This is a genomic window from Membranihabitans marinus, from assembly GCF_021729155.1.
In the GTDB taxonomy this organism is placed as follows: domain Bacteria; phylum Bacteroidota; class Bacteroidia; order Chitinophagales; family Saprospiraceae; genus Membranihabitans; species Membranihabitans marinus.
Genome location: NZ_JAJQYA010000051.1, coordinates 1 through 22,120, shown reverse-complemented (window position 1 = coordinate 22,120; position 22,120 = coordinate 1). Strand labels below are relative to the sequence as shown.

The 22,120-nt window shown below is 32.9% G+C and carries 19 protein-coding genes; 3 read left to right on the top strand and 16 right to left on the bottom strand.

From position 1 onward, the window contains the following. Positions 1–691 precede the first annotated feature (691 nt). A complete protein-coding gene (locus LVD51_RS19050) occupies positions 692–1,711 on the top strand; it encodes an LLM class flavin-dependent oxidoreductase (RefSeq protein WP_236972968.1) in 1,020 nt (339 codons plus the stop codon). A gap of 153 nt (positions 1,712–1,864) precedes the next feature. Here LVD51_RS19050 and LVD51_RS19045 read toward each other — a convergent pair whose 3' ends face one another. The 6 genes from LVD51_RS19045 to LVD51_RS19020 form a co-directional block, all read right to left on the bottom strand. Further along, complete coding sequence (locus LVD51_RS19045; protein WP_236972967.1) at positions 1,865–4,255, bottom strand: glycoside hydrolase family 95 protein; 2,391 nt, start codon at positions 4,253–4,255, stop codon at positions 1,865–1,867. Positions 4,256–4,468: 213 nt separating this feature from the next. Further along, positions 4,469–5,077 carry a transposase gene (locus LVD51_RS19040; RefSeq protein ID WP_236972966.1) on the bottom strand — a complete coding sequence of 203 codons (609 nt, stop codon included), beginning with the start codon at positions 5,075–5,077 and terminating at the stop codon, positions 4,469–4,471. Positions 5,078–5,603: 526 nt separating this feature from the next. Next, the gene (locus LVD51_RS19035; protein ID WP_236972965.1) at positions 5,604–6,452 is read right to left on the bottom strand and encodes an HAEPLYID family protein; all 849 of its coding nucleotides are present in this window, start codon (positions 6,450–6,452) and stop codon (positions 5,604–5,606) included. A gap of 356 nt (positions 6,453–6,808) precedes the next feature. Continuing rightward, complete coding sequence (locus LVD51_RS19030; RefSeq protein ID WP_236972964.1) at positions 6,809–7,195, bottom strand: hypothetical protein; 387 nt, start codon at positions 7,193–7,195, stop codon at positions 6,809–6,811. 506 nt (positions 7,196–7,701) lie between these two features. Beyond that, positions 7,702–7,998, bottom strand: a complete 297-nt coding sequence (locus LVD51_RS19025) for a transposase (protein ID WP_236972963.1) — start codon at positions 7,996–7,998, stop codon at positions 7,702–7,704. A gap of 817 nt (positions 7,999–8,815) precedes the next feature. Further along, entirely contained in the window at positions 8,816–9,820 is a 1,005-nt protein-coding gene (locus tag LVD51_RS19020; RefSeq protein WP_236972962.1) for an alpha/beta fold hydrolase, read from the bottom strand. Positions 9,821–9,909: 89 nt separating this feature from the next. Here LVD51_RS19020 and LVD51_RS19015 point away from each other — a divergent pair, with 89 nt between their 5' ends. After that, positions 9,910–10,275 (top strand): MerR family transcriptional regulator, encoded by a 366-nt coding sequence (locus tag LVD51_RS19015; RefSeq protein WP_236972961.1) that lies wholly within the window; start codon positions 9,910–9,912, stop codon positions 10,273–10,275. A gap of 196 nt (positions 10,276–10,471) precedes the next feature. On the opposite strand, the gene LVD51_RS19010 is transcribed toward LVD51_RS19015, so the two are convergent. The 10 genes from LVD51_RS19010 to LVD51_RS18965 all read right to left on the bottom strand — a co-directional run bounded on the left by LVD51_RS19010 (position 10,472) and on the right by LVD51_RS18965 (position 21,048). Then, a complete protein-coding gene (locus LVD51_RS19010) occupies positions 10,472–11,392 on the bottom strand; it encodes a helix-turn-helix domain-containing protein (protein ID WP_394803194.1) in 921 nt (306 codons plus the stop codon). Positions 11,393–11,401: 9 nt separating this feature from the next. Then, positions 11,402–12,301, bottom strand: a complete 900-nt coding sequence (locus tag LVD51_RS19005; RefSeq protein WP_236972959.1) for an NAD(P)H-binding protein — start codon at positions 12,299–12,301, stop codon at positions 11,402–11,404. 295 nt (positions 12,302–12,596) lie between these two features. Further along, complete coding sequence (locus LVD51_RS19000; protein WP_236972958.1) at positions 12,597–13,820, bottom strand: C45 family peptidase; 1,224 nt, start codon at positions 13,818–13,820, stop codon at positions 12,597–12,599. Positions 13,821–14,073: 253 nt separating this feature from the next. Further along, on the bottom strand, positions 14,074–14,775 hold the full coding sequence (locus LVD51_RS18995) for a hypothetical protein (protein ID WP_236972957.1): 702 nt from the start codon (positions 14,773–14,775) through the stop codon (positions 14,074–14,076). A gap of 452 nt (positions 14,776–15,227) precedes the next feature. Further along, on the bottom strand, positions 15,228–15,470 hold the full coding sequence (locus tag LVD51_RS18990) for a hypothetical protein (protein WP_236972956.1): 243 nt from the start codon (positions 15,468–15,470) through the stop codon (positions 15,228–15,230). A gap of 134 nt (positions 15,471–15,604) precedes the next feature. Beyond that, positions 15,605–17,845: a DEAD/DEAH box helicase gene (locus LVD51_RS18985; protein ID WP_236972955.1), complete on the bottom strand. Its 2,241-nt coding sequence runs from the start codon at positions 17,843–17,845 to the stop codon at positions 15,605–15,607. Between the two features lie 241 nt (positions 17,846–18,086). Continuing rightward, positions 18,087–18,773, bottom strand: coding sequence for a hypothetical protein (locus LVD51_RS18980; protein WP_236972954.1), 687 nt, complete (start codon positions 18,771–18,773; stop codon positions 18,087–18,089). Between the two features lie 156 nt (positions 18,774–18,929). After that, positions 18,930–19,454, bottom strand: coding sequence for a GNAT family N-acetyltransferase (locus tag LVD51_RS18975; protein WP_236972953.1), 525 nt, complete (start codon positions 19,452–19,454; stop codon positions 18,930–18,932). Positions 19,455–19,624: 170 nt separating this feature from the next. Further along, a complete protein-coding gene (locus LVD51_RS18970) occupies positions 19,625–19,870 on the bottom strand; it encodes a hypothetical protein (RefSeq protein ID WP_236972952.1) in 246 nt (81 codons plus the stop codon). Between the two features lie 641 nt (positions 19,871–20,511). Next, positions 20,512–21,048, bottom strand: a complete 537-nt coding sequence (locus LVD51_RS18965; protein WP_236972951.1) for a nuclear transport factor 2 family protein — start codon at positions 21,046–21,048, stop codon at positions 20,512–20,514. Between the two features lie 117 nt (positions 21,049–21,165). Here LVD51_RS18965 and LVD51_RS18960 point away from each other — a divergent pair, with 117 nt between their 5' ends. Beyond that, a complete protein-coding gene (locus LVD51_RS18960; RefSeq protein WP_236972950.1) occupies positions 21,166–21,507 on the top strand; it encodes a winged helix-turn-helix transcriptional regulator in 342 nt (113 codons plus the stop codon). Positions 21,508–22,120 lie beyond the last annotated feature (613 nt).

Here is a 22,120-nt window from a genome sequence, read left to right as displayed (position 1 = left end):
ACCTAATCTTACTTCCCAAAAGAGGGAAGTAGAATAATATTATTTTTAAACAAAGACACAGTTAAATGAACTATCCCAATATTTCAACAATATCTACTACTTAAATAGAGAATTAACTACCCTATTTTCAATTCAGCTAGTGAATTAGCCCTATGATACTTCTCTGGCCTACTCAAATTACTTCAGTAAGTAAGTGTCCTCTTCATATTTCAAAAGACTCCTTTATTAGAATAGGATAAGTAACTTTAAATATTATTCATTTTGAATGATTGAATAATCGCCATTTTTTATATTATATATAAACTTAATTACACTTAAGAACAATGAATTCTAAGACCACTTTGAAAGTAAATTTCTATACAGGAAAAAAGTTAATCATTAACTGTACTAGAAATTTTAAAATAATTTGAACAAGTCAGTGATGTTATACCTTTATTACTCGATAAAATTCAAGGAGTGATTTTTACAATAATAAGCTCTATCAAATAATGAATGAATAGGAAAATTTGACAAAATTAATATGAAAAACCTCAACCCTATATCAAAGTATGTAACGATTCAGATCTGCTATTCTTTTTGATAGTTAGAATAATCCAGAGTAATTCAAATAAAATGTACAGGATAAATAATACTTATACCTCCTGTGAATCTGCCGAAAGACCATGCTCCCATAAAACGTAATGTAAAAAATATGACAAACAACAAAACAGCTTATTCAATACTAGATCTCGCAATAATATCAGAAGGAAATACCTTAAAGCAAACCTTCACCGATTCATCTAACTTAGCAAAAGTAGCGGATGATGAAGGTTATCTAAGATATTGGTTGGCTGAACACCATAATTCGGACGCAATAGGCAGCAGTGCAACATCTATATTAATAGGAAAGATTGCCGAAGTTACAAAGAGGATCAGAGTGGGCTCAGGGGGGATTATGTTGCCCAATCATTCTCCTTTAATTATTGCAGAACAATTTGGCACTTTGGGCACCCTATATCCTCACAGGATTGATCTTGGTTTGGGTAGAGCTCCAGGGACAGATCAGGCAACTGCATCAGCCATTCGCTCAGACTTTTATCAAGCAGCCATGTCTTTTCCAGCTGAAGTCCAAAAAATACAAGATTATTTTTCTATTGAAAATTCCTCAGCCAAAGTACGGGCAAATGTAGCTGAGGGAGTAGATGTGCCCCTCTACATCTTAGGTTCAAGTACAACAAGCGCCCATTTAGCTGCACAAAAGGGACTACCCTATGCCTTTGCCAGTCATTTTGCTACTGCACAAATAACGAGGGCTCTTGAAATATATCACCGTGAATTTAGACCATCCAAGGTGTTAGATAAACCATATTCCTTAGCGGGAATCAATGTCATCGTGGCGGATACTGATGAAGAGGCTGAATATATTTCCACTTCTTTATATACCATGATCATCAACTTATTGACTGGGACAAAAGAACGAATGAAAATGCAACCTCCATTTAAAATGACGGACCAATTACGGGATATCATTCAACAACACGCTGTACAACAAATGCTTAAATATAGTTTTATTGGAAGTAAAGAAACCGTAAAAAAAGGAATTAGAGAATTTATCGAGACCACAAGAATAGATGAAGTTATTGCAGTAACCAATATTTATTCAGCACAAAGTCGAATTAAATCATACAAACTATTGGCTGAGATAATGCGAGAAATAAATATAGAGAAATAAGAAAAATCGCTTTTATTTTATTGTATTTAGATGATAATTAAGCAATTATTTCATTGAGTGTATAAAGTCAGCTCTCTATCTCAATAATGATTCCACAATCAAAAAATCAAGGAGAAACAGATCATAGACAATTATAAAAACATCTTTAAAAAACTATTTAAAATCGTCTGTATTAAACAAGATAGATTGCCCTTTTGTGGTTTCTTGAGAAACAACCTTGTCTTTGTATCTGACATTTAATTTGCTACCGTATAAAGAAATGACATTTATTGAGGTCAAATCTCCATTTTCCCATTCTATGGAAATTTCAAAACCACCTCTACCTTTTATTCCTGATATTCTGCCAGAATAAAACGCAGTCGGCAACGCAGGTAAGATATCTTGAAAATAGTTACCATTCTCATCTCTTAAATGCGATTGTAAAAGCATTTCAGTAATTCCTGCAGTTGCTCCAAAATTTCCATCAATTTGAAATGGGGGATGAGAGTCAAATAAGTTCATATATAAACCACCTATGTCCTTGGCATTAGGTTCTGGCCCAATAGAAGGAGTCATCAAATTCCGAAGCAATAAAAATGCATGATCTCCATCCAATAGTCTAGCCCAAAAATTTATTTTCCAAGCTCTCGACCAGCCTGTACCTCCATCGCCTCGATGAGATAGGGTAACCTTACATGCTTCTGCCAAATCGGGGGTAGTATATGGATGAATTTCATTGCCGGGATGAAGCCCCCATAAATGAGACACGTGGCGGTGTTTATTATTAACATCGTCTTGATCAATAAGCCATTCTTGTAACTGTCCATATTTTCCAATCAGATTAGGTGCAATTTTGGCGCGCTTAGCTTTTACTATTTTAATAAATTCACTATCCATATCTAATATTTCCGCTGCTTCAATGGTATTGGAAAACAGATTTCTTATAATTTGGTGATCCATAGTTGGGGCCATTACCAATCCTCCAATCTCAGGACTATTGCTCGGCCCACTAACTAACCATTCCGGATGATCTGGATCTGGAACTAAATAGGAAATGAAAAACTTTGTGGCCTCCTTTAGGATAGGGTAGGCTTTGTATTGAAGAAAATCTAAGTCATTATTATATTGATAATGCCACCACAAATGTTGACATAACCATGCACCTCCACTGGGCCAAATTCCATGATTGGCACCATTAATAGGTGCTGCACCTCGCCAAATGTCAGTATTGTGATGTGTTACCCAACCGTTGAGGTTATAATGTTGTTTAGCAATATTTTGTCCAGTCTCTGAAAGATCCTCTATCATCTGAGTTAAGGGTTCAGTCAACTCAGAAAGATTGGTCATCTCAGCTAGCCAGTAATTCATTTCTGTATTGATATTAATGGTGTATTTACTATCCCAAGGTGGTGATAGCTTATCGTTCCATATCCCTTGCAAATTCACTGGTTGTGTTCCTTCTCGCGATGAGGAAATCAATAAATACCTACCATATTGATATAGGAGGGAAACCAAATTAGGGTCTTCATCATCTTTAAATGAAATTAACCGCTCATTGGTGGGACGATTAGATATTTCTGATTTTCCCAAATCAATACTGACTCGATTAAAAAGGTTTTGAAAATCTTCAATGTGATTGGCCTTTATATTATCATATGATTGACCATTTATATTTTCGAGGTAATTTTCACAAAGTGATTTGGGACTTCCGCCAATGTCTTTATAATCGACAAAACTAGTGGCTGCCACCAAGTACAATGTTACTTGGTCGGCGTTTTCAATATTAATCTTATTATCTTCTAACAATAACTCTCCGCCATTATTGACCACTTTCAATCGAGCTTCAAAGGTAAGTTTACTTTCGGGATAGGGTATGCTTTGTCTTTCCAATTCTTTGGGGTAATTATTTACCCTCCCTTTAAGAATAATTTCATCTCCTTCTGCCAAAACTTCGTATCTAGAATGAGGAGAATCTAAACCCACGACAAAATTTACTCCTCCCTTTTTGGAAGATTCCAAGTGCATGACTAAAGCTTGATTTGGATGAGACACAAAAACTTCTCTTTTAAATTCTGCGTCATTAGTTGCATAATATACAGAAGATATTCCATCTTCTAGATCCAACTTTCTTTTATAGTTTTTAATATTTTTTTGCTCTGGAAAATCTAATAAAATATTGCCAAATGGTTGATAATTAAACTGTCCTAAGGGTTGAGACATAAACCGCTTATTGGCTAAATCATGAGCCTCTTCTTGCTTTCCCGACCAAAGCAATTGGCGAAGTTGGTGTAACACTTCGTATGCGCTGTCATGGGCATAATCGTGGACTTGACCTGTCCAAAGTGTTTCTTCGTTAAATTGAATAACTTCTTTATTTATGCCTCCATAGACCATTGCACCTATGCGCCCATTGCCCAGCGGAAGGGCTTCGGTCCAAGTATCAGCGGGTTCATCGTACCACAGCATAAGTGATGGATCCAATTCCTTTATCGTTAAAGAGTGGTCACAGGATACGCATATAAGTGTCGATATCATCAGCACAAATCCAATAAGTCTATTTATCATTTTATTTTAAATTATCTATTTCCCATACAAAATCAAAGGCCCATAAGAAGAAGTTATAGCCATTTTCTACAGTAAAAAAGCTACTGTCAAAGGCATCATTATACCAGTGGAGTTTATTTGTAATAATATTACAAATTTTCTTAGATCATAGGCTAGTTTTGAAAATAATTATGGATTAAATTAATATTCCCAGATTCATCCAGAAGGGGGGAATTATTTATTTAATTTATCTTCCTTCCAATTTCGTGGATTATTTATAATATAGTTAGAAATATTATTATATGCCCTTGCGGTTTTTATAATATGCTCGTAATAATTTCTTTGCCAGATTTTATAATCTAATTTAATAATTTCTTCAGCGATATCTTTTTCCCTCGGGGCGAATTGCTTGGTTCGGGCGAATTGCAATTCGCCCGTACTGGCTCTGGTTTTAATATAATCCTTTATCCTTTTTATCGTGGCTATTTTATAGCCCCTAATAATGGCTCCTATGGTTTGAGAAGGCGATTTGAATTTTCCGATATCTTGATTGGATCTTCTCTTTTCTTGATATAAAATCTCTATAATGCCATGAATATGATTTGGCATGATGATAAATTCATGGAACTGAATGTTTTTTCTAATAATGGGGGAGTTTAGCCATTCTTGGTTTGCGATAATTCCGTAAGAATTGAGCTCCATCTTCCCATTATCTATCACGCCAAATAGGTGTAATCTGTTTTGGCAGCAAAGTGTAATAAAATATAATCCTTCTTGAGCATAATCATAGCCTTTAAGCCGTATAGATCTTCTGTGATGCTTTTCTGGATTATAATTGCTCATCTCTGTTTTTATTAAATGAACATATTTCTAATTTCAACCTACATTATCTATTCCATAATTTGTATTAGAATTCTTTAAAATTCTTTGAACATAAAACAGTTATAAGTACGATATTGATCCCAAATAGTTAATTTTCTATGCTATCTAATTTCCTTCAAAATATAAATGCATTTGTTTAAGGTGTTTGAACACTGTTATATTTTCTAAAGGATGTGGACGATACAACCTTAAATTCAAAAACAACCATTGTTTGGAACAATAATCTATCCAATTATGAATCTGCTCTACGTCGCTTTAAATAAAATAGCGATTTAGATCAAGACCTAATACCAATTACGTTTTATGATGTCGGTTAAGATTTTGAAAGTATTTGAAGTTAGACGAGGCAAAAAACACAGGCATAGCCGTAGCTACGGCGAGTATTTTTAACGATGTAAAATTTCAAATAATCCGAAAAATAACCGACAATTATAAAACGTAATTGGTATAAACCGCTATTTTCTACTGATAATTTTTAAGATAATTTTTATTTATGCTTTGGTTCCCATATCAGTCTGACAAAAGAACTTAATCTTTCATTCTCCCTACTCACCGGAATACCTGCCACAATTCCAATCATGAGGTTTTCAGAGATCCCTAAACGCATTTGAGGTCGAATGGTCATATCAAAATCACGGTTATCAAAAGTCTTGTTAAATTCAACACCGATAAAATTTCGAGTCCCTGTAATCATATAGTGAGAACTTATATTGATGTCATATGTCGTATGAAATTTATTAGTTTTAAAATTTTGTTCAATTAACGGCCCTGTATATATCAATGAATGCAAGTTGTTTCCCCAACGTTTTGCAATTACTAAAAATGGATTATATACATTACCAACAATAAAAGGATTTCCAAAATTTTCGAAATTAGACAGTTCAAATTCATTAATATAACCGATGGCCATTGAAGTAGCCATTATTTCACTGACGAAAAAAGACCATTGAGTCGCTAACTTAATACTATTTAAACTGTTAGAGGGCATTGAATCAATCCCACTTTGTGGTGCATAAAAAGTAAAAGGGAGCTCAACCTCTAATCCCAATCTGTCAACAGGTGCCCATTCATATTCAATGAGGGCATCGTAAGCATCATATTTATAATTATCTGTTAAACTCAAACCTAGGTTCCATTCTTTTTCGCCCTTACGTGCACCCAAATCTCGAATTAAGTCTATATAGAGGGGTTCAGCGTGTAAGACTTTCTCTGGTTCTCCGTCTTCCTCTATTTTTTGGATATAAATACTGTCTTTTTCAGTGTTTGTAATTTGGCCAATAGTATATGTTGAACCTGCTAATAAAAGCATTAGCATCAATAAATTTTTTAAATACATATTTGATTAATATTTTATACATGATAAGATTTTCCCATTAATCATTGAATAGTAGGGAAAAAACCTGCGAATACTCCCAAATACATTTTATAATGTCGGTTAAGATTTTAAATGACCAAGCGAAGTTCCATACACCGTAGAGACGCAATGCCTTGGGTCTTCCTAATTCAGGTGCTGGCTAGAACAACCGAATGAAGTTGCACCTTGTAGACCGATTAACGATCTACGATGCTTTGCATTTCGATCATTCACAATAAGGACATTTGGTAGTCTTTCAGACTACTCTTGTTCAATTGTGTCTCTAGACTAAATCGAAATATACCCGACAATTATAAACGCATTTGGTATAAAACAAATCAAAATTTGGGTGGGGGAGTATTGATCTTACAAAAGCCCTCTGTCAAAGAAATATTGTAATCAGAAAAGATTTGTCGATCTGTCAAAATAGTGTTTAGATTAATTACTAATCCTTCAATAATATTATCTGTAAAATAGACTTTTGCATTGGTATTTTTGTTGTGATCTTCAATATCGTGGTCATCATATTCTTGAAATGCGTCTTCAAAACCCAATAATTTCTCTACGACAAATTCAACAATACTCTCTTGATCGTTAATTGATAAATCTTCAGGGATGTGTTCAGGATTAGGGTCTGCTGTATCAACACTAATGTTGAGCAGAAAAAGTCCCATAAATCCCCATAGAAATTGGGTTAATACACTATTTCGAATTACACTAATCACAATCCATCTTTAACGTAAATCTGATGTCTTTCTTATTTCGTAAATATATAATTCTCGATATTAATTCCAATTTCAGATTCATATCCTGATCCTTCCCCCAAATGCAAGACAGCAAAATGAAGATTCTAATATAAAAATATAGCATTAGTTCTCCACATTTCAAAGGCCTAAAAAATCCCTCACAAGATTTTTTTAAGGCTGTTTTAATGTTGTAAACAAAATGACTAAACACATACCTTATGTTACCTTAAAAAACCAATCAGCCTTTAATCTCTATTTTTCCTAATTAGGTGAATAGAGCATAATCAGTCTGTACTTGCCCTTATATTAATTTTCCAATGGGGTTTTAGCCTTTTGCCCTATTAAATCCTCCCTGGTGTCGAATGGTAATTCGTCCAAATTCGATGCTATATCTTTTTCAGTTCGGGCGAATTGTTTCTCTGTTCGGGCGAATTGCAATTCGCCCGTGCTTGATCCGATATCCTTCTCTGTTCGGGCGAATTCCTTCATCCAGATTGGGCGAATTGCAATTCGCCCAATCTGGCTCTGGTTTTAATATAATCCTTTATCCTTTTTATCGTGGCTATTTTATAGCCCCTGATAATGGCTCCTATGGTTTGAGATGGGGATTTAAATTTTCCGATATCTTGATTGGATCTTCTCTTTTCTTGATATAAAATCTCTATAATGCCATGAATATGATTTGGCATGATGATAAATTCATGGAGCTGAATGTTTTTTCTAATATTGGGAGTATTGATCCATTCTTGGTTTGCGATAATTCCGTAAGAATTGAGCTCCATCTTCCCATTATCTATCACGCCAAATATATGCAATCTGTTTTGGCAGCAAAGTGTAATAAAATATAATCCTTCTTGAGCATAATCATAGCCTTTAAGTCGTATAGATCTTCTGTGATGCTTTTCTGGATTTTAATTGCTCATCTCTGTTTTTATTAAATGAACACATTTCTAATTACAACTTATATAATATATTCCTATATGTATATTGAAATTCTTTAAAGGTAAAACAGTTATAAGTACGATATTGATCCCAAATAGTTAATTTTCTATGCTATCTAATTTCCTTCAAAATATAAATGCATTTGTTTAAGGTGTTTTGATCCGTTTTCTATTGATGAATTCGTTTAGTCTTCCATTTACCACTGTTAAAAATACTCTATGAAAATGAAAAGGTGAATAATGAGCTTTTTGAGACAAGTACTCCAGTGATAAGTCAGTATCAAGATTGTTTTCAATAAAATCCAGAACGAAATTTATTCGTTTAAAATATTCTCGTCTAGTTTCGTTCATTTCATTTCGGGTTCTTTGCCACACAACGGTTAGTATAAGAGCAGTAGCGGTTTAAATACACTTTCTTTTCGTGTTAAAAGATACTTATTAATAATAAATAGCGGTTTGAGTTTACACCCGAACCGCTATTGATTTTATACCTTGTTATTTGCAGACTTTATTCTCAGTTTGAATATTTTATTACAAATTACGAAATTATCGAATATAATTCTTCAGATAACAGATAAGCTTAAAATTTTATTTAATTGGACTCAAAGTTTTTCATTTTGCTATTTGTTTATTTTATCTCTCTGTCCTTGCACATTATTTATTCCAAAAAATCACAGATCAACTTTGCCGTTTCATTTGGCTTTTCAGCAAGAATAAAGTGTCCACAATCTTCTATTTTTTTAAGTTGTAAGTCAGTTGTAGAGTTTGTTAACGACATTTGTAATATTTCATATCCACTACCACCAATTCCCAATACTGGTATGTTTAGCTTTTCGTAGGTTTTACTGTCTTCAATGTCTTGAGGAAAAGATTGATACCAAGCATTTGAAGCCCGAATGGCAACTTTGCTATTATAAGCAGAAGCATATACGGATTTGTCGAAATCGTTCATACTTTTTTGGTCTTTCAATAAGTTTTTAAACAACCAATCTATAACGATATTCATACGTCCCTCAAGAAGTTGTTCGGGAAGTTCTTTTATCTGATTAAATGCAAGCCACCAAGGATAAAGATAATTTGCTCCCAAAACAGGCAACATCGGCAAATGATACATTCCTGCATCGGGGTGTGGTGTATCCATCATAATTAATTTGGATGCTTTTTCTAAATGGTTTACTGCAAAACTAAATGCTACGTGTGCACCGATATCGTGTCCTCCAATGTACACTTTATCAAACCCTAATTTTTTTACAAGTTCAAAGATATCCTTAGCCATATTCTTTTTCTCATACCCAGCAATCGGCTTGTCTGAATTTCCCATTCCTCGCATTTCGACAACAATAACACGATGTTTTTTGGAAAGTATTGGCATTACTTTATGATAAGCCCACCAAGTTTCAGGATAGCCCGGAATTAAAATCAATGGTTCACCTTGTCCGCCTATAACATAGTGCAGCTTAGTTCCATTTACTTCAGCATAATGATTGGTAAAACCTGGCAAGGACTTGATTAGTTCTTCGGAGTTAAAATTTTTGTTATCTGTCATACTATAAAATTTTGTGAATGTTGTTAATAGAAAAGGCATTGCTAATGTTGTTAATGCAATTCCTCCTTGTTTTATGATTTCTCGGCTGTTGATAATCAGATTTATTTTAGTTCTCAACTTGTAAAGTGCAAAATTAAGGACTATGTTTGTAACCTACAAGTATGTAGTATACTCAATAGTTTGATATTTTTTTAAAATATTTGCAAATGAAATTAATCAATCAACTTTCTAAAGAAACAGGAATTCCAATTGGAACAATTCGTTTTTACGAAAAAAGCGGACTTATTAGTGGTCAAACTAAGAAAGAAGTAACTACCAATAATTATGTCTATTATAATGAAGAAACCATCGAAAAACTTAGATTTATTCAAATGGCAAAAGCTGTTGGTTTTACTCTAGCCGAAATAAAAGAGGTTGTTGATGCATGGTATAAGAAGCAATTAAGTAAAACAGCAAAAATTAATGTTTTAAATAAAAAATTGCTGCAAATAGAAGAGAAAATGAAAGAATTAAAAGCAATCAAAAAGCAAATAGCAATTTGTAAATCAAATATTGAGAATGAAATTGATTAAAGTCTTTTCGATCATTTAGATTTTTTTCAGCTTGCATATAACCTTCTGTGTAAGATTAGTTGCGTGAATTTAGCACTAAATTTAGCAAGTAGGTACGAACTAGAAAATCCACGAGGATATTCGTAAGTGAGCCTTTTCTAGTAATTAATTTTACACATTGTTAGTGGTATGTGTTTTTGCTTCATTGTTCTTTCATTTAGTTAAAAGAGCGTCTATATTCCAATGGCGAAAAACTGGTTTTTATTTTGAATAGCTTACTGAACGACTGTGAATGTTCAAAGCCCAATGTATACGCAATTTCACTTACTGATAAGTTGGTATTTGATAACTTTTCTTTTGCTTTCTCAATCAGTTTTTCGTGAATATGTTGTTGTGTGCTTTGCCCTGTCAAGGTTTTAAGCAAACCACTAAGATAGTTAGGTGATACATTTAGTTCCTTAGCAATACTTTGAACAGTAGGTAATCCACTTTCTACCAAACTGTCCTGATTGAAATATTCATTAAGTATTTCCTCCAGACGATTTAATATTTTATGGTTGAATATTTTTCTGGTGATAAATTGACGGTGATAAAATCTGTCTGAATAGTTGAGTAATACTTCTATTTGGGAAATGATGAGGGGCTGACTGAACTTGTCAATATTAGAAACATACTCCTGTTTTATACTTTGAAAAATACTGATAATTGTAGTCTCTTCTTTATCTGAAAGATGTAGGGCTTCATTGGCCGAATAACTAAAAAAGTCATATTGATTTATGGTTTTTCTCAACGGACTTTGCCATAAAAAATCGGAATGGATGAGCAGCATCCACCCCGAAAGTTTGTAATCTCCCTCTGTTTCGACTGAAAAAACCTGTTTTGGAGCAATGAAAAACATTATGCCTTCATCAAAATCGTAGGTTTGTTGACCATATTTGTATTTTACCGTAGAATTAATATTTCTTTTTAATGCAATAGAGTAAAAGTCAAATATCCAACTGCTTTGCCCATCAGTTGGAAAATTCCTTATTTCATCCAAATTTATAACACTCATCAATGGGTGTTCTGGTTTAGGTAAACCTCGAAATCGATGGTACTCGCTAATTGTGTTGAAATGGTGAGGCGGTGTGTTTTTCATAATCTATGGCTACAGTTTATTATACGCTTTAGCAAAGTCTTGCGCAAAATCTTTCATTTTTACAGTGCCCATCTTTTTGGGTTTATGTTGGTTGTAATGTTCGTACAATATACCACTGTTTATAGCTGCATACATTTCTGTCATTCCCTCTGCAATAGCTGGTTGCATACCGGCAGCTATTAGGACCTCTCTAAGCTGGTCATCTGCTAAGGTAACCCATTTTAAGTGCGGATTTCCTATAGATTCACCTAAGATTTTTGCCAATTCATTATAAGTAAGTTCATCACTTGCCACATACCGTACGTTTTGGCCGGCAAGTTTTGAAGTAATCTCCTCGGCAATAACGCTAGCAATATCCGTGGGTGATACCCAAGCATTTACAACTTCACCTTCGATATTAGATGCTACAAAACCATTTTCTTTTGCGGAATGAAGCTGCGGTAGCAAATTGTAATAAAATTCGGTAGGACGAATGTGAGTAATAGCAACATCCGAAGGCAATGTATTGAGTATGGTTTCCACATAAAAAGTACCTTTAAGTATGCCGTTACCTTCTTTCAAATGAGCTCCGATGCTACTTAAGTTAACGACTTTTTTCACTCCGCTTTGCGTTATGGCTTGTGCGTAGTTATTCCCCAGGCCTTTATAATAGGCAAGTAAATCAAGATTATGGTCAAAATAGTTTGCCGGTGGCACCATACAAAATACGGCATCAGCACCTGTAAATGCTGAAGTAATAAAATCAACATCTTCTATAGAGCCAATAGCTGCTGTCGCTCCCTTAGCTTCAATGTCTTTTTGCCTTTCAGCATTACGGCTTATAACTGTTACTGAATGTCCTTTTTGTACCAACTCTTGGGTTAGCGGTCTGCCTATATGGCCTAATGAGCCTGCAAGTGTAATTTTCATCTTTTCTGTTTTTATGTGCTTTGCAATAATGCTCATCAAAATTCGGTAGAAACAGAAAGACGTTTGTAGTCAAATATATGTTTGTTGTAGTCTAATGTAAGGTCTGCTATTTTTCTTATTAATGTTTTGTCGTGCTGTGTATAATATCCGCTAACGGTTTGCGGTTACACGGAGGTGGCGATTTCGGAGCGATTCACTGTCAGCCAAGTACAAACTTTGATAGAAGTACAAAACTTGATTTAACCAATGAACCGCCACTTGCGTGTAGGTGCTGTTGTATGAAGTTTTCATTCTCCTAATTCCAAAAACTATATAATTCCCAATATCCAAATCCCAAAACTAGAATAAAGTACACCATATTATTTAATACTAAGGTTGAATTAATCCAAAACTTCGTTTTATCTGATTTCAGTCTATTTCTGGTATGGATTACAATGGGTATGAATGATATCAATAGTAGAAATGGCGTGTATGAGGAAGCAGTTATTAAACTTGAAGTGGGATCTTTATACGGAACATCAAAATAAAAAATACCCTGATTTGTAATTAACACGAATATATAGGCAATCAGAATCAAATTTAATAATGAAATTACTACAACTGATTTTAGTGAAAGGGAAGTGGTTTTATTTTTTCGGAATTGCGAAATAAACAAGGCAAAAGAAATGAGAGCTAATAATCCTGCCATCAATACAAGGAAAACTCTTAATGCAACTGTATTTGATGGAGTTTTAAAGTTTACAAGTCTTTCAAATTCAGCATTCTTTGGAAATATTTCAGGAAGATTTAGAATAAGGTCTCCCTTTGATAGTTCATCTGTTAAGCTATATTGCACTAAGGTATCAAAGTTGTGGTAAAAGTAGAGGCTTACTATTTTTTCTTTGGTGTCAAAAATAGAAGTGATTAATGTCCCATCTCCATTTCTGTTTCTACAAACGGACATTGTATCTGAAAGCGTAGTACAAAAGTCCAGCGAAGCAATTGCTTTATTGGTTTTTAAAAAATCCTCTCCATTCCGGTATCTTTCAAGTTTTCTAGCTTGCTTGTTATCGGTTATTGAAGGACAAAAATTAGCTAAAACATAATTGGGATTATTACCTTCAATAAGCTTGTAAGGTTCTACAATTAAATAATCTCCCAAACTGTCAATGTATATAAATACATCATTCAAAAAGAAGCTATGGTCATATTGCTCAATATGTTTTTTTACCTCTTTTACAGTTGCACATTTATGAAGTATTTCTGATAAGTAGTCAGCATCACTTGTTATTTTTAGTCTGTTTGAAAATGGATTGTTTTGAACTGGATAATATGAAGCCAAACGTGAAAATGCAAGCCCCACGGTGTTCATACCTGATTGTGGAGTTGTTCTGCTTGGAGAAACTTCTCTTGACCCTGTAAAAACAGTTCCATACTCATTTTTATGTTTGGCAGTCTCAAGCCATATTTTGGGTGTCGTCAACCAAGCATCGTGATTACATCCAACCATAGTTTTTCCGTCAACGGTTATTTTGTACATACTACAAGCATTTATCTCGTTTTGAGAAATTGTCAAAGCAAGTGTCACAAGTAGAATTATATGGATTTTTTTAATTATCACTTTCTCTAAACAGCATTAAGCTTCTTTTAATTGCATACAATGGTTAGACTATGAGAAGTTGCGAAGGTTAGCACGAAACTTTGCAAATACGCACCAAGCTGACACGAGCATGCAGTCCGAACTGGCGAAGCAAAATCCGCGAGGATTTTCAGAAGTAGGCGAGAACTAGCAATTACTTATAGCCATTGTTGTACGCTGTTTTTTTTTGTTTCCATAGTTTGATTATATCAGTTATATGTGTGTAAATTACAATTGGGACTATTGTTGCTGGCAATAAAATGAATGGAAAATAAATAACAGCTTTGTTAGGCTGTTCAAATCCGAAAATTTGGATTGGCAATTCGCTTGATAAAATTCCGATGACAAATATGAATAATACTAAAACCAATGCCAAGACATTCCAAATAATCAGTATTTTTTTTCCTATAAATTTTTTAATCCATAAAAAGCCAATTATTGGTGCCGTTATTCCAGCTAGAATATCAAAATTTTTTCCCTCAAATGTCATTAATTCGGGAATCATTTTATTTGTAAAAAGATAGAAAAGGACTATTTCAATAAGAATTCGGATTGTATGCAAAAATGTGCTCAATTCCATCCGGCTGTTTTGTGAAATCCAATTTCTCGGTTTGTTTGTCAATCCATAGACAAGAAATACCAATACAGGAATTAGAACGAATAAAAATCTTGGTGGGGTTATTTCTGTATTTCTATAAAATCCTGCAAATGCTAAAATTGATTGTAGTAGGCTCCAAATTATTATTAACAAGGTTATTTTTTTTGGTTTTCCGTATGCATAATGAAAAAGTCCAACTGTAAAAATTACCGTCAAAATAAAAGTCCAGTTTATCCAATTCGGTAAATTCTCAATCATAGTTCGTTGGTTTGTTTTAATAGCGTACAACGTCTAAGAGTATGTGGCGGACGACCAAAGAGAGTCTGACATCATACTCAATGTTAGACACAGGCTTTTCATATTCACTTAGTATCCTTAATGGAATTTTACAAAGGATCGCTAAATCTCCTTTAATTAATAATAATTTCTTTATCTTATTTATAAACTCTGTTATTTCTATATATTATCTTTTTCGATTTTGCTTTTTTCTAATTTTAGCATCTAAAGTAAGTTGCTCAATAAGTCAACTTTTGCAATATCTTTTTTGTCAGTACAAGAAATTTTGAATGAAGAATCATCTATTGTTATGACGTATAAAACCATAGATCTGCAAACCTCTTTTGTGAAAGTTATTTCATTTGAAGTTATTAAAACTTTCATTTTTTCAGCAATTTCTTTGGTACTTTTAGATTCATCAATTAGTAGGTATATCAATTCCTTTTTATTGGATCAATTTCATTTTTTGGATTTGTATAGAAATCTTCAAAAGATTGTATTTCATTGTAATGCTCTCCTCCTAATCCATATTGATCTGCTGCTTTAAAATGCATATCTTTCGGTGCATGGGCATAGATAGTCCATTGAATTAGATTTTCAGTTGAATCTACTCTCAGTTTATAATCTTCGTTACTTTTAAACTGTTTATTAATAGATGTTTTATATATTATTTGCATTTAGCATCAATTATCTTAATATTTTTTCCATTTATTTGAATATAAACGAAGTACTTTTAGCTTATGCCTAACGGATAATGGTATGCGGTCGTCTCTCTGAGGTACGAAGAGATATGCCGTCATCACCTAATGTTCTACGGCGTCAAAACCTTGTAACGCTTTAGATTTTCAAATACTTTAAATACATTTTGTCTAACATTATTTGATCCTTCATTCATATTTATTGCCTTTATGTCACCGACAATTATCAATTTTGACTTGGCTCGGCTGATAGCAACATTTACAAGTCTTTCACCTGTTTCGTGCATATATAATCTTCCTAATTTAGTATGTGATGATTCTACTAAATCAAAAATTAGTAAATCTGATTCTGAACCTTGAAAGGAATGAATTGTGCCAACTTTTATTTTGTCCGTGAATAATTTTGGCCATTCTTTCTTCGAAATCAAGCTATTCAGTTCATTCACTTGAGCCCTGTAAGGTGTGACAATACCAATATTTATAGCACCTATAAATGGATGGTTTCTTAGTAATGCTAATAGTGAATCCACAATATGTTTTGCACTCCCTTTATTAACACGAGAATGCTTAGAAGTTAGTTCGCATTTGAATGAAACCTCAGACGATAAATTAAGATATGCTATTACTCTTCCTTTGAATGGTTCGACTCCGACAAGTCGTGTTTGTCCAGTTTTTTCGATTGATTTAAGTTCTCCTTTATAGAAAGGAGAATTAATTATACTACATATTTCTTTATTGAATCTACGTTGAGTTTTTAATTGAGTAAGTGCTTTGTGGTCGAGATTATTTGATTTATATTTTAGACCACTAAATTCAAAGAGATCTTGATATAGCCACTTCTGTGCCATGTAAGAATTTGAAAGTACAACTGGGCCAAGTTGTCTAAAGTCTCCTGTTATAGTTATATTCTTTCTTATATTTTCTGACAATACTACAAAATGAGGTACAGACATCATAGAAGCCTCGTCAATTATTAAGTTATCAAAAGATAGTTCTTCAAAAATTGAATCTGCGTGCATCTTGGAGGCTGTACAAAATATGATTTTCGAATTGCCTATTGTTTTCTTGATTTCATTAGCAAGTTGCCTTTTCAAATCTGTTCTCTTTGATTGTAATTGATTCTTTTTTTGTTTCTCTTTTTCTTGAGAAATTTCTTTATTTATTATTTCGATGTTTTCTCTTAATTTTCTAATTATTTCTGAATTCGGAAATAGGTAATCCAGTTTAGTTAAAGCTGGATCACGTGTAAAGCCTAATCTTAGAACTTCCCCTGTTTTGAAATTAATCTTATTATTTCGACTTAGTATTTCCAAAACATCAATTAATTTTTTTGCGATCGAATCTACTGCAACGTTAGCAATGCAACAAACAAGAGTTCTTTTGTTTCTTATTAATGAATTGACAAGCAAATGTGCAAGTGTGAAAGATTTTCCAGTTCCTGGAGGGCCCCATATTAAACTAATACTTTTTGTCAGAGATTGATTAACCGCACTTGTTTGAAATTCATCAAGTTGGCCCAGAATTAATTTAGTGTTGTTTGTGGGTAGTTCTTTAGGGATGAAGTTCCGATTTAATAGATCTGCAATAGGGTAAGAATTAGAATATGCAATTTTATTTAATCTCTTTTTTATTGCTTCAAGTAACCAAACTGCATCTATTACTACCTTGCAATTCTCTTGATCTAAAATACTTACTAATTGATGACTTGTGTGAATAGTTAGAAGTGATTTCTGATTATTGAATTCTAATATTTCCACATCAAAAATTTGATAATTGAGCCTGATTTGTGCTGGAATACCTTCATATATTTTGATGTATTCATCTGCTTCGATATTCAGGTATAAGTCATAAATGCCTTTTGTGGTTTTTGTTTTTAATTGATGGTATCGTTTTATGGGATATGTATGCTTTTTTCGGTCTTCTTTTGAAGCGACAATTTCATCATCAATTGCTTTAATTAATTCAAAAATGACTTTTTTGTCATTCGGTGTACTTTCGCTTTCTTCTTCCTCTTTGTCATCATTTTCAACGCTATTGAGTAGTGCATCAAGAGGATCAACAGAGGCTTTGTCAGAAAAGTGAGGATATTCTTCTGATATTTTATTAATTCTAAATCTGTACTTTTTAGATCTCTTGGATTCAAACTCTATATACTTATCAAAATGATGTTTAACTTCTGATAAGTATCCCATGTTAGTAGAATTTCCATTACCAAAAACTCTACTTGCCATTTGGTTATGAGTTAGAAAGTCATCGGTACCTTTTTTATAGACAAGAGTTTTTACAATAAATTTTAACAATTGTTGTGGATTATCTTTCCTGTTTGGCAATTCTGGCTTCCTATTTACTCTCATTTAGTTTTATTTCTATATGGCGTAGAACGGTTGGGCTATGGTTAGTACAGGATTTAAAATAGCGAAATTTTCGAATTTTCACTTAGCCAAAGCTTTTTATTTTGTTTTATCATTTCATTTTAAAAGCCAAATTTATTTTACATTTCCCTACCGGGTAATCAAAAGATTTGGCGGACTTTATAAATACGCACAGACTTTGGTTTAAGCACCAAAAAACCGTATTAACTATAGCCATTGTTACCTACTGGCTTTTGTGTTTCAGTGTTAGCATTTCATTTCCTCCTTTTTGAAATTCATATTTTACTTTTTCGATATTCACTGTATAATTTTTTCCAAAATGTTTGATGATATCATTTAGCATTTCTGATTTTTCAGCATTTAAATTAAGTATAGGGAATATTCTGATTTCTTTACACAATCTTAACATTTCATTTATAGATTGTATGTGAAAATCAATTCCAAGTTTAGGGTATAGTAATAGAAAATGTGAGCTTAAACCTAAATCAAATGTTTGCTCTTTAAAATTCAATTTTTCAGGTAAGGAATGGTAAATATATCTCTTTTCTTTTTTTCCTTTTGAAAAGTCATTTAAGAAATCAGACATAGATTTGACTCTTAGATTTTCTAATTCATCAGGGGTTTTAATGTTATTCCAAGTAAAGTTTTCAGTATTATTTCTAACCTGTTCCATTACTTGTTTTTTAACAACTTCAAATCGTTCTTTAAGTTCAGTTTCTGAAAATTGATATATCAAATCAATTGAAGTACATTTTTTTCCAAGATTATTTAGTTCAGAATTAAAACTTGCGGGTCCATCTCCAAAACTAATAATGTTTTTATCCAAATCATTATTAGATAAATTAAACATTTCTTGATATTCTTTCAAATTTCTTCCCCAAGGGACTACTTTTTTTAATTCAAATTTCATTTTTTGTGCTTGTAGGTAAGGGTTTTGTGTATGATTTCGTTTCGTGTTTAAGCACTAAAGTTAGCAAACAAATCACAGATAGAAAGTCCGCGAGGACTTTCGTAAGTAGGCGAGAACCAGCCATTACTTATAGCTATTGTTGTGGTGTCGTATTTTTTATTCATTAAACTCTTTAGGATATTCAACCATTCCTTTTACTCCCTTCAGTCCATTTTCAATCAATTCTATTACCATACAATTCTCTATCGGAACGTCAAACGGCAATTCTATTCCATACTTATCAGCTTGTTTATAACCGAATCTTGGATAGTAATTTTCGTGTCCAAGTAGAACGATTGATTTATGTCCTAATTCTTTAGCTTTTTTATGAGCTTCCACTATCAATTTTCCGCCAATTCCTTTTCCTTGAAATTCAGGTAAGACAGAGACAGGTGCTAAAGCCAAAGAGTCAAATTCAGTTGACTTGTTTTTGATTTTAAGTTTAGTCAATAAAATATGTCCAACTATTTTTCCATCAATTTCTGCAATCATTGATAGTTCGGGAATGAAAGTGTCTGATTTTCTTAATCGTTCGACTAAAAATTGTTCCGTATTGTCTGCGAATTCAGCTTCTTTAAAAGCACTTTCAATCACATTAAAGACTTCACTATGGTCTTTTTCAGTTTCTTGTCGAATTGTCATTTACAATGTTTTTTTATGCACCACAACGTTCTGTGTATGAGTAGTAGCTATTAAAAAATACTACTTTTTCAGATGAAACAAAAGTGCAAAAAAAAAGTGCAAAATTTGAGGTTTGCACATTCTTATCCATTACTTATACACCGTGTTAGCGGTTCGGCTTTCTTTGTTTCTTAAAGGAAGTTCAATTCTAATTTTCTATTTCTGTATTCCCAAAGCGTACTTCCAATAGGTTCTCCTTTTGCATATTCAGCAATAAATGCAGGTGCAGGAAACCCAGTCATTTCTCCTTCTCCATTTGGTCCAATATAACTTCCGCCAGTAAGTGGCTCAGTTGCTGAAAATAAACTTGAAAATGCTCCTTGATTTGCACTCATATGTGGAAACTCATCTATCATTTCTGGTTTGTCAGTTCGCAATAATTCTGTTTTATTAATTCCTGATTGTGCTCCAACTGAAATAGTTGTTGAAACTAGTTTAGTTAATCGCCTTTGCAATTCGAAAGTGAAAATTAAATCTGCTACCTTACTTTGTCCGTATTCTCTAAATTTATCATAGGGTTTTCCAATCTAAGATTTTCAAAATCTATGGTTCCGTTTTTATGAGCAATACTACTTAAAGTGACAATTCTGCTATCTTTTGTGGAGTTGATTAACTCAAACAAATAAGCTGTAAGAGCAAAGTGAGCTACTAAAATTCACTCCAAATTATAGTTCAAATCCATCTTTGGTTGTACTTGCAGGTGGAAACATTACACCAGCGTTATTGATTAAAACATGTAAACGATTATGGTTTTTAGTAAGGTTTACTGCAAATGTTTTCGCCGATTTTAAATCTGATAAATCAACAATTCATGCCTCTAACTTGGCTGTTGGAGTCTCCTTTTTTATATCTACTATCGCTTGATTTATTTTTTCTTCACTACGTCCTGCAAGTATTACAAAAGCATTTTTCTTTGCTAATTCTTATGCAGTTTGAAAAACAAGTCCAGTATTTGCTCCTGTAATTAGAATCGTTTTACTAGTTTGGTCTTTTATATTGTCTTTTGTCCAGTTCATAGTTATTGCTGTGGTATTGATTCCAATAGTCGTTTAGCACTAAATGTATCCATATATTCTTTCATTCTCTTTACTTTTCCGTTTTCGATAATAAATAAAAAATGATATGTGTTTTCGTAAAAAGTTCCTATTGCAGTTTTTGCTTTGAAAGTTGCTTCTGTCGCTACCTTATTGTCTTCCGCCATAATTGATATAATTTTAAATTCGGGCCCTTCAGGAAATAGTTCTCCTCCTTTGAAAAAGCCTAAAAAATAATCCTTATCGTGTTCGCCAGCTGTTACTAAATATTCTGGTTTTCCAATAATCCACCAACTAAAGTCGTCTGTAATCATTGTTTTTAATTTATCCACATTAGAATTTTGCATTGCTACAATAAATTCCTGGATTACTTTTTTGTTTTCTTTTAATTCCATTTTGTAAGTTTTAAGTTTATCTATATTATTTAATTGTTCATTTTTTGGTGATTGATTACAGCTCGTAATAATCGTGGAAATAGCAACTGCAATTAATACTGTTTTTAGTTTTATAGTCATTTTCATTTTTATCGTTTTTTAAATTTATGTTGCAAATCTAACCATGATACTTTACTTTTGAAAGTAGTTACACGAATGTGAAGTAATAACAATTATGTGAGTATTTCTGAAAATCAATAAATTATGAGAGAAAAAACTTTAGAAGAATATTTAGGTTGTCCTTTTCACCTAGCTATGAATACCTTAGAGGGAAAATGGAAATTTGCTATATTGTATGTACTTTTGGATAAGGGTACATTGCGTTTTAAAGACTTGGAACGTGCTATTCCAGACATTTCTACACGTATGTTGGTTAAAGAATTAAAGCACCTTGAGGAAAAAAAAGTTATCGTAAGAAAAGCGTATGCCGAAGTTCCACCAAGAGTTGAATATTCGCTTAGTGAAATTGGTAAAAGTCTAAGTCCAGTAATAGATAGTATTTCTGATTGGGGTAAATCATATGCCAATTCTCTATCTGAAAAATAATAATTCTAGCTGTGTTTTTTGGTTGACCGCTAACGGTCCATGGCTATGCGGCGGTCGGAATCATTATAAATGAAATTAGTTAAAATCTAGGATTTTTTGCGATTAAAAATGTTTGTCGAGAGGAGAAAATCTAGGCTGAACGTCATGAGCCATTGTTATAGCCAGTATCTTATTTTTTTCTATAGGCATATTCATCATCCCATAATTCTTCAATTACCTGAATTCTATTCTTTGATATATATTTAAAATGAACTGGATCATTTTCTAAAGTGAACGTTTTATTCCCCAAATATATCAATGGATATTTTCCAATACTATCTTTAAGGTAAAGAACGTCTTCGTTCACAAGTACTTGCATTTCGCCGCCACTTTCATATTCAAACGTTCCAATAAAGTAATTAAAATCTCTTGAATCTAGTTCTTCTCTTTTAGGAGGATGTTGAAATCTTTTGTCAAAAAATGTTTCTGTAATTTTAAGTGCAAGACCCCAATAATGTACATCGTCAAATTCTCCTTGTCCTAAATTTGATAGTATGTGGATATTACGGATCGTTTTGTGCCAGGTATTTCGGTGGGTTAGTGCCAGTTATATCGGTTCAAATTGTGCCAATAT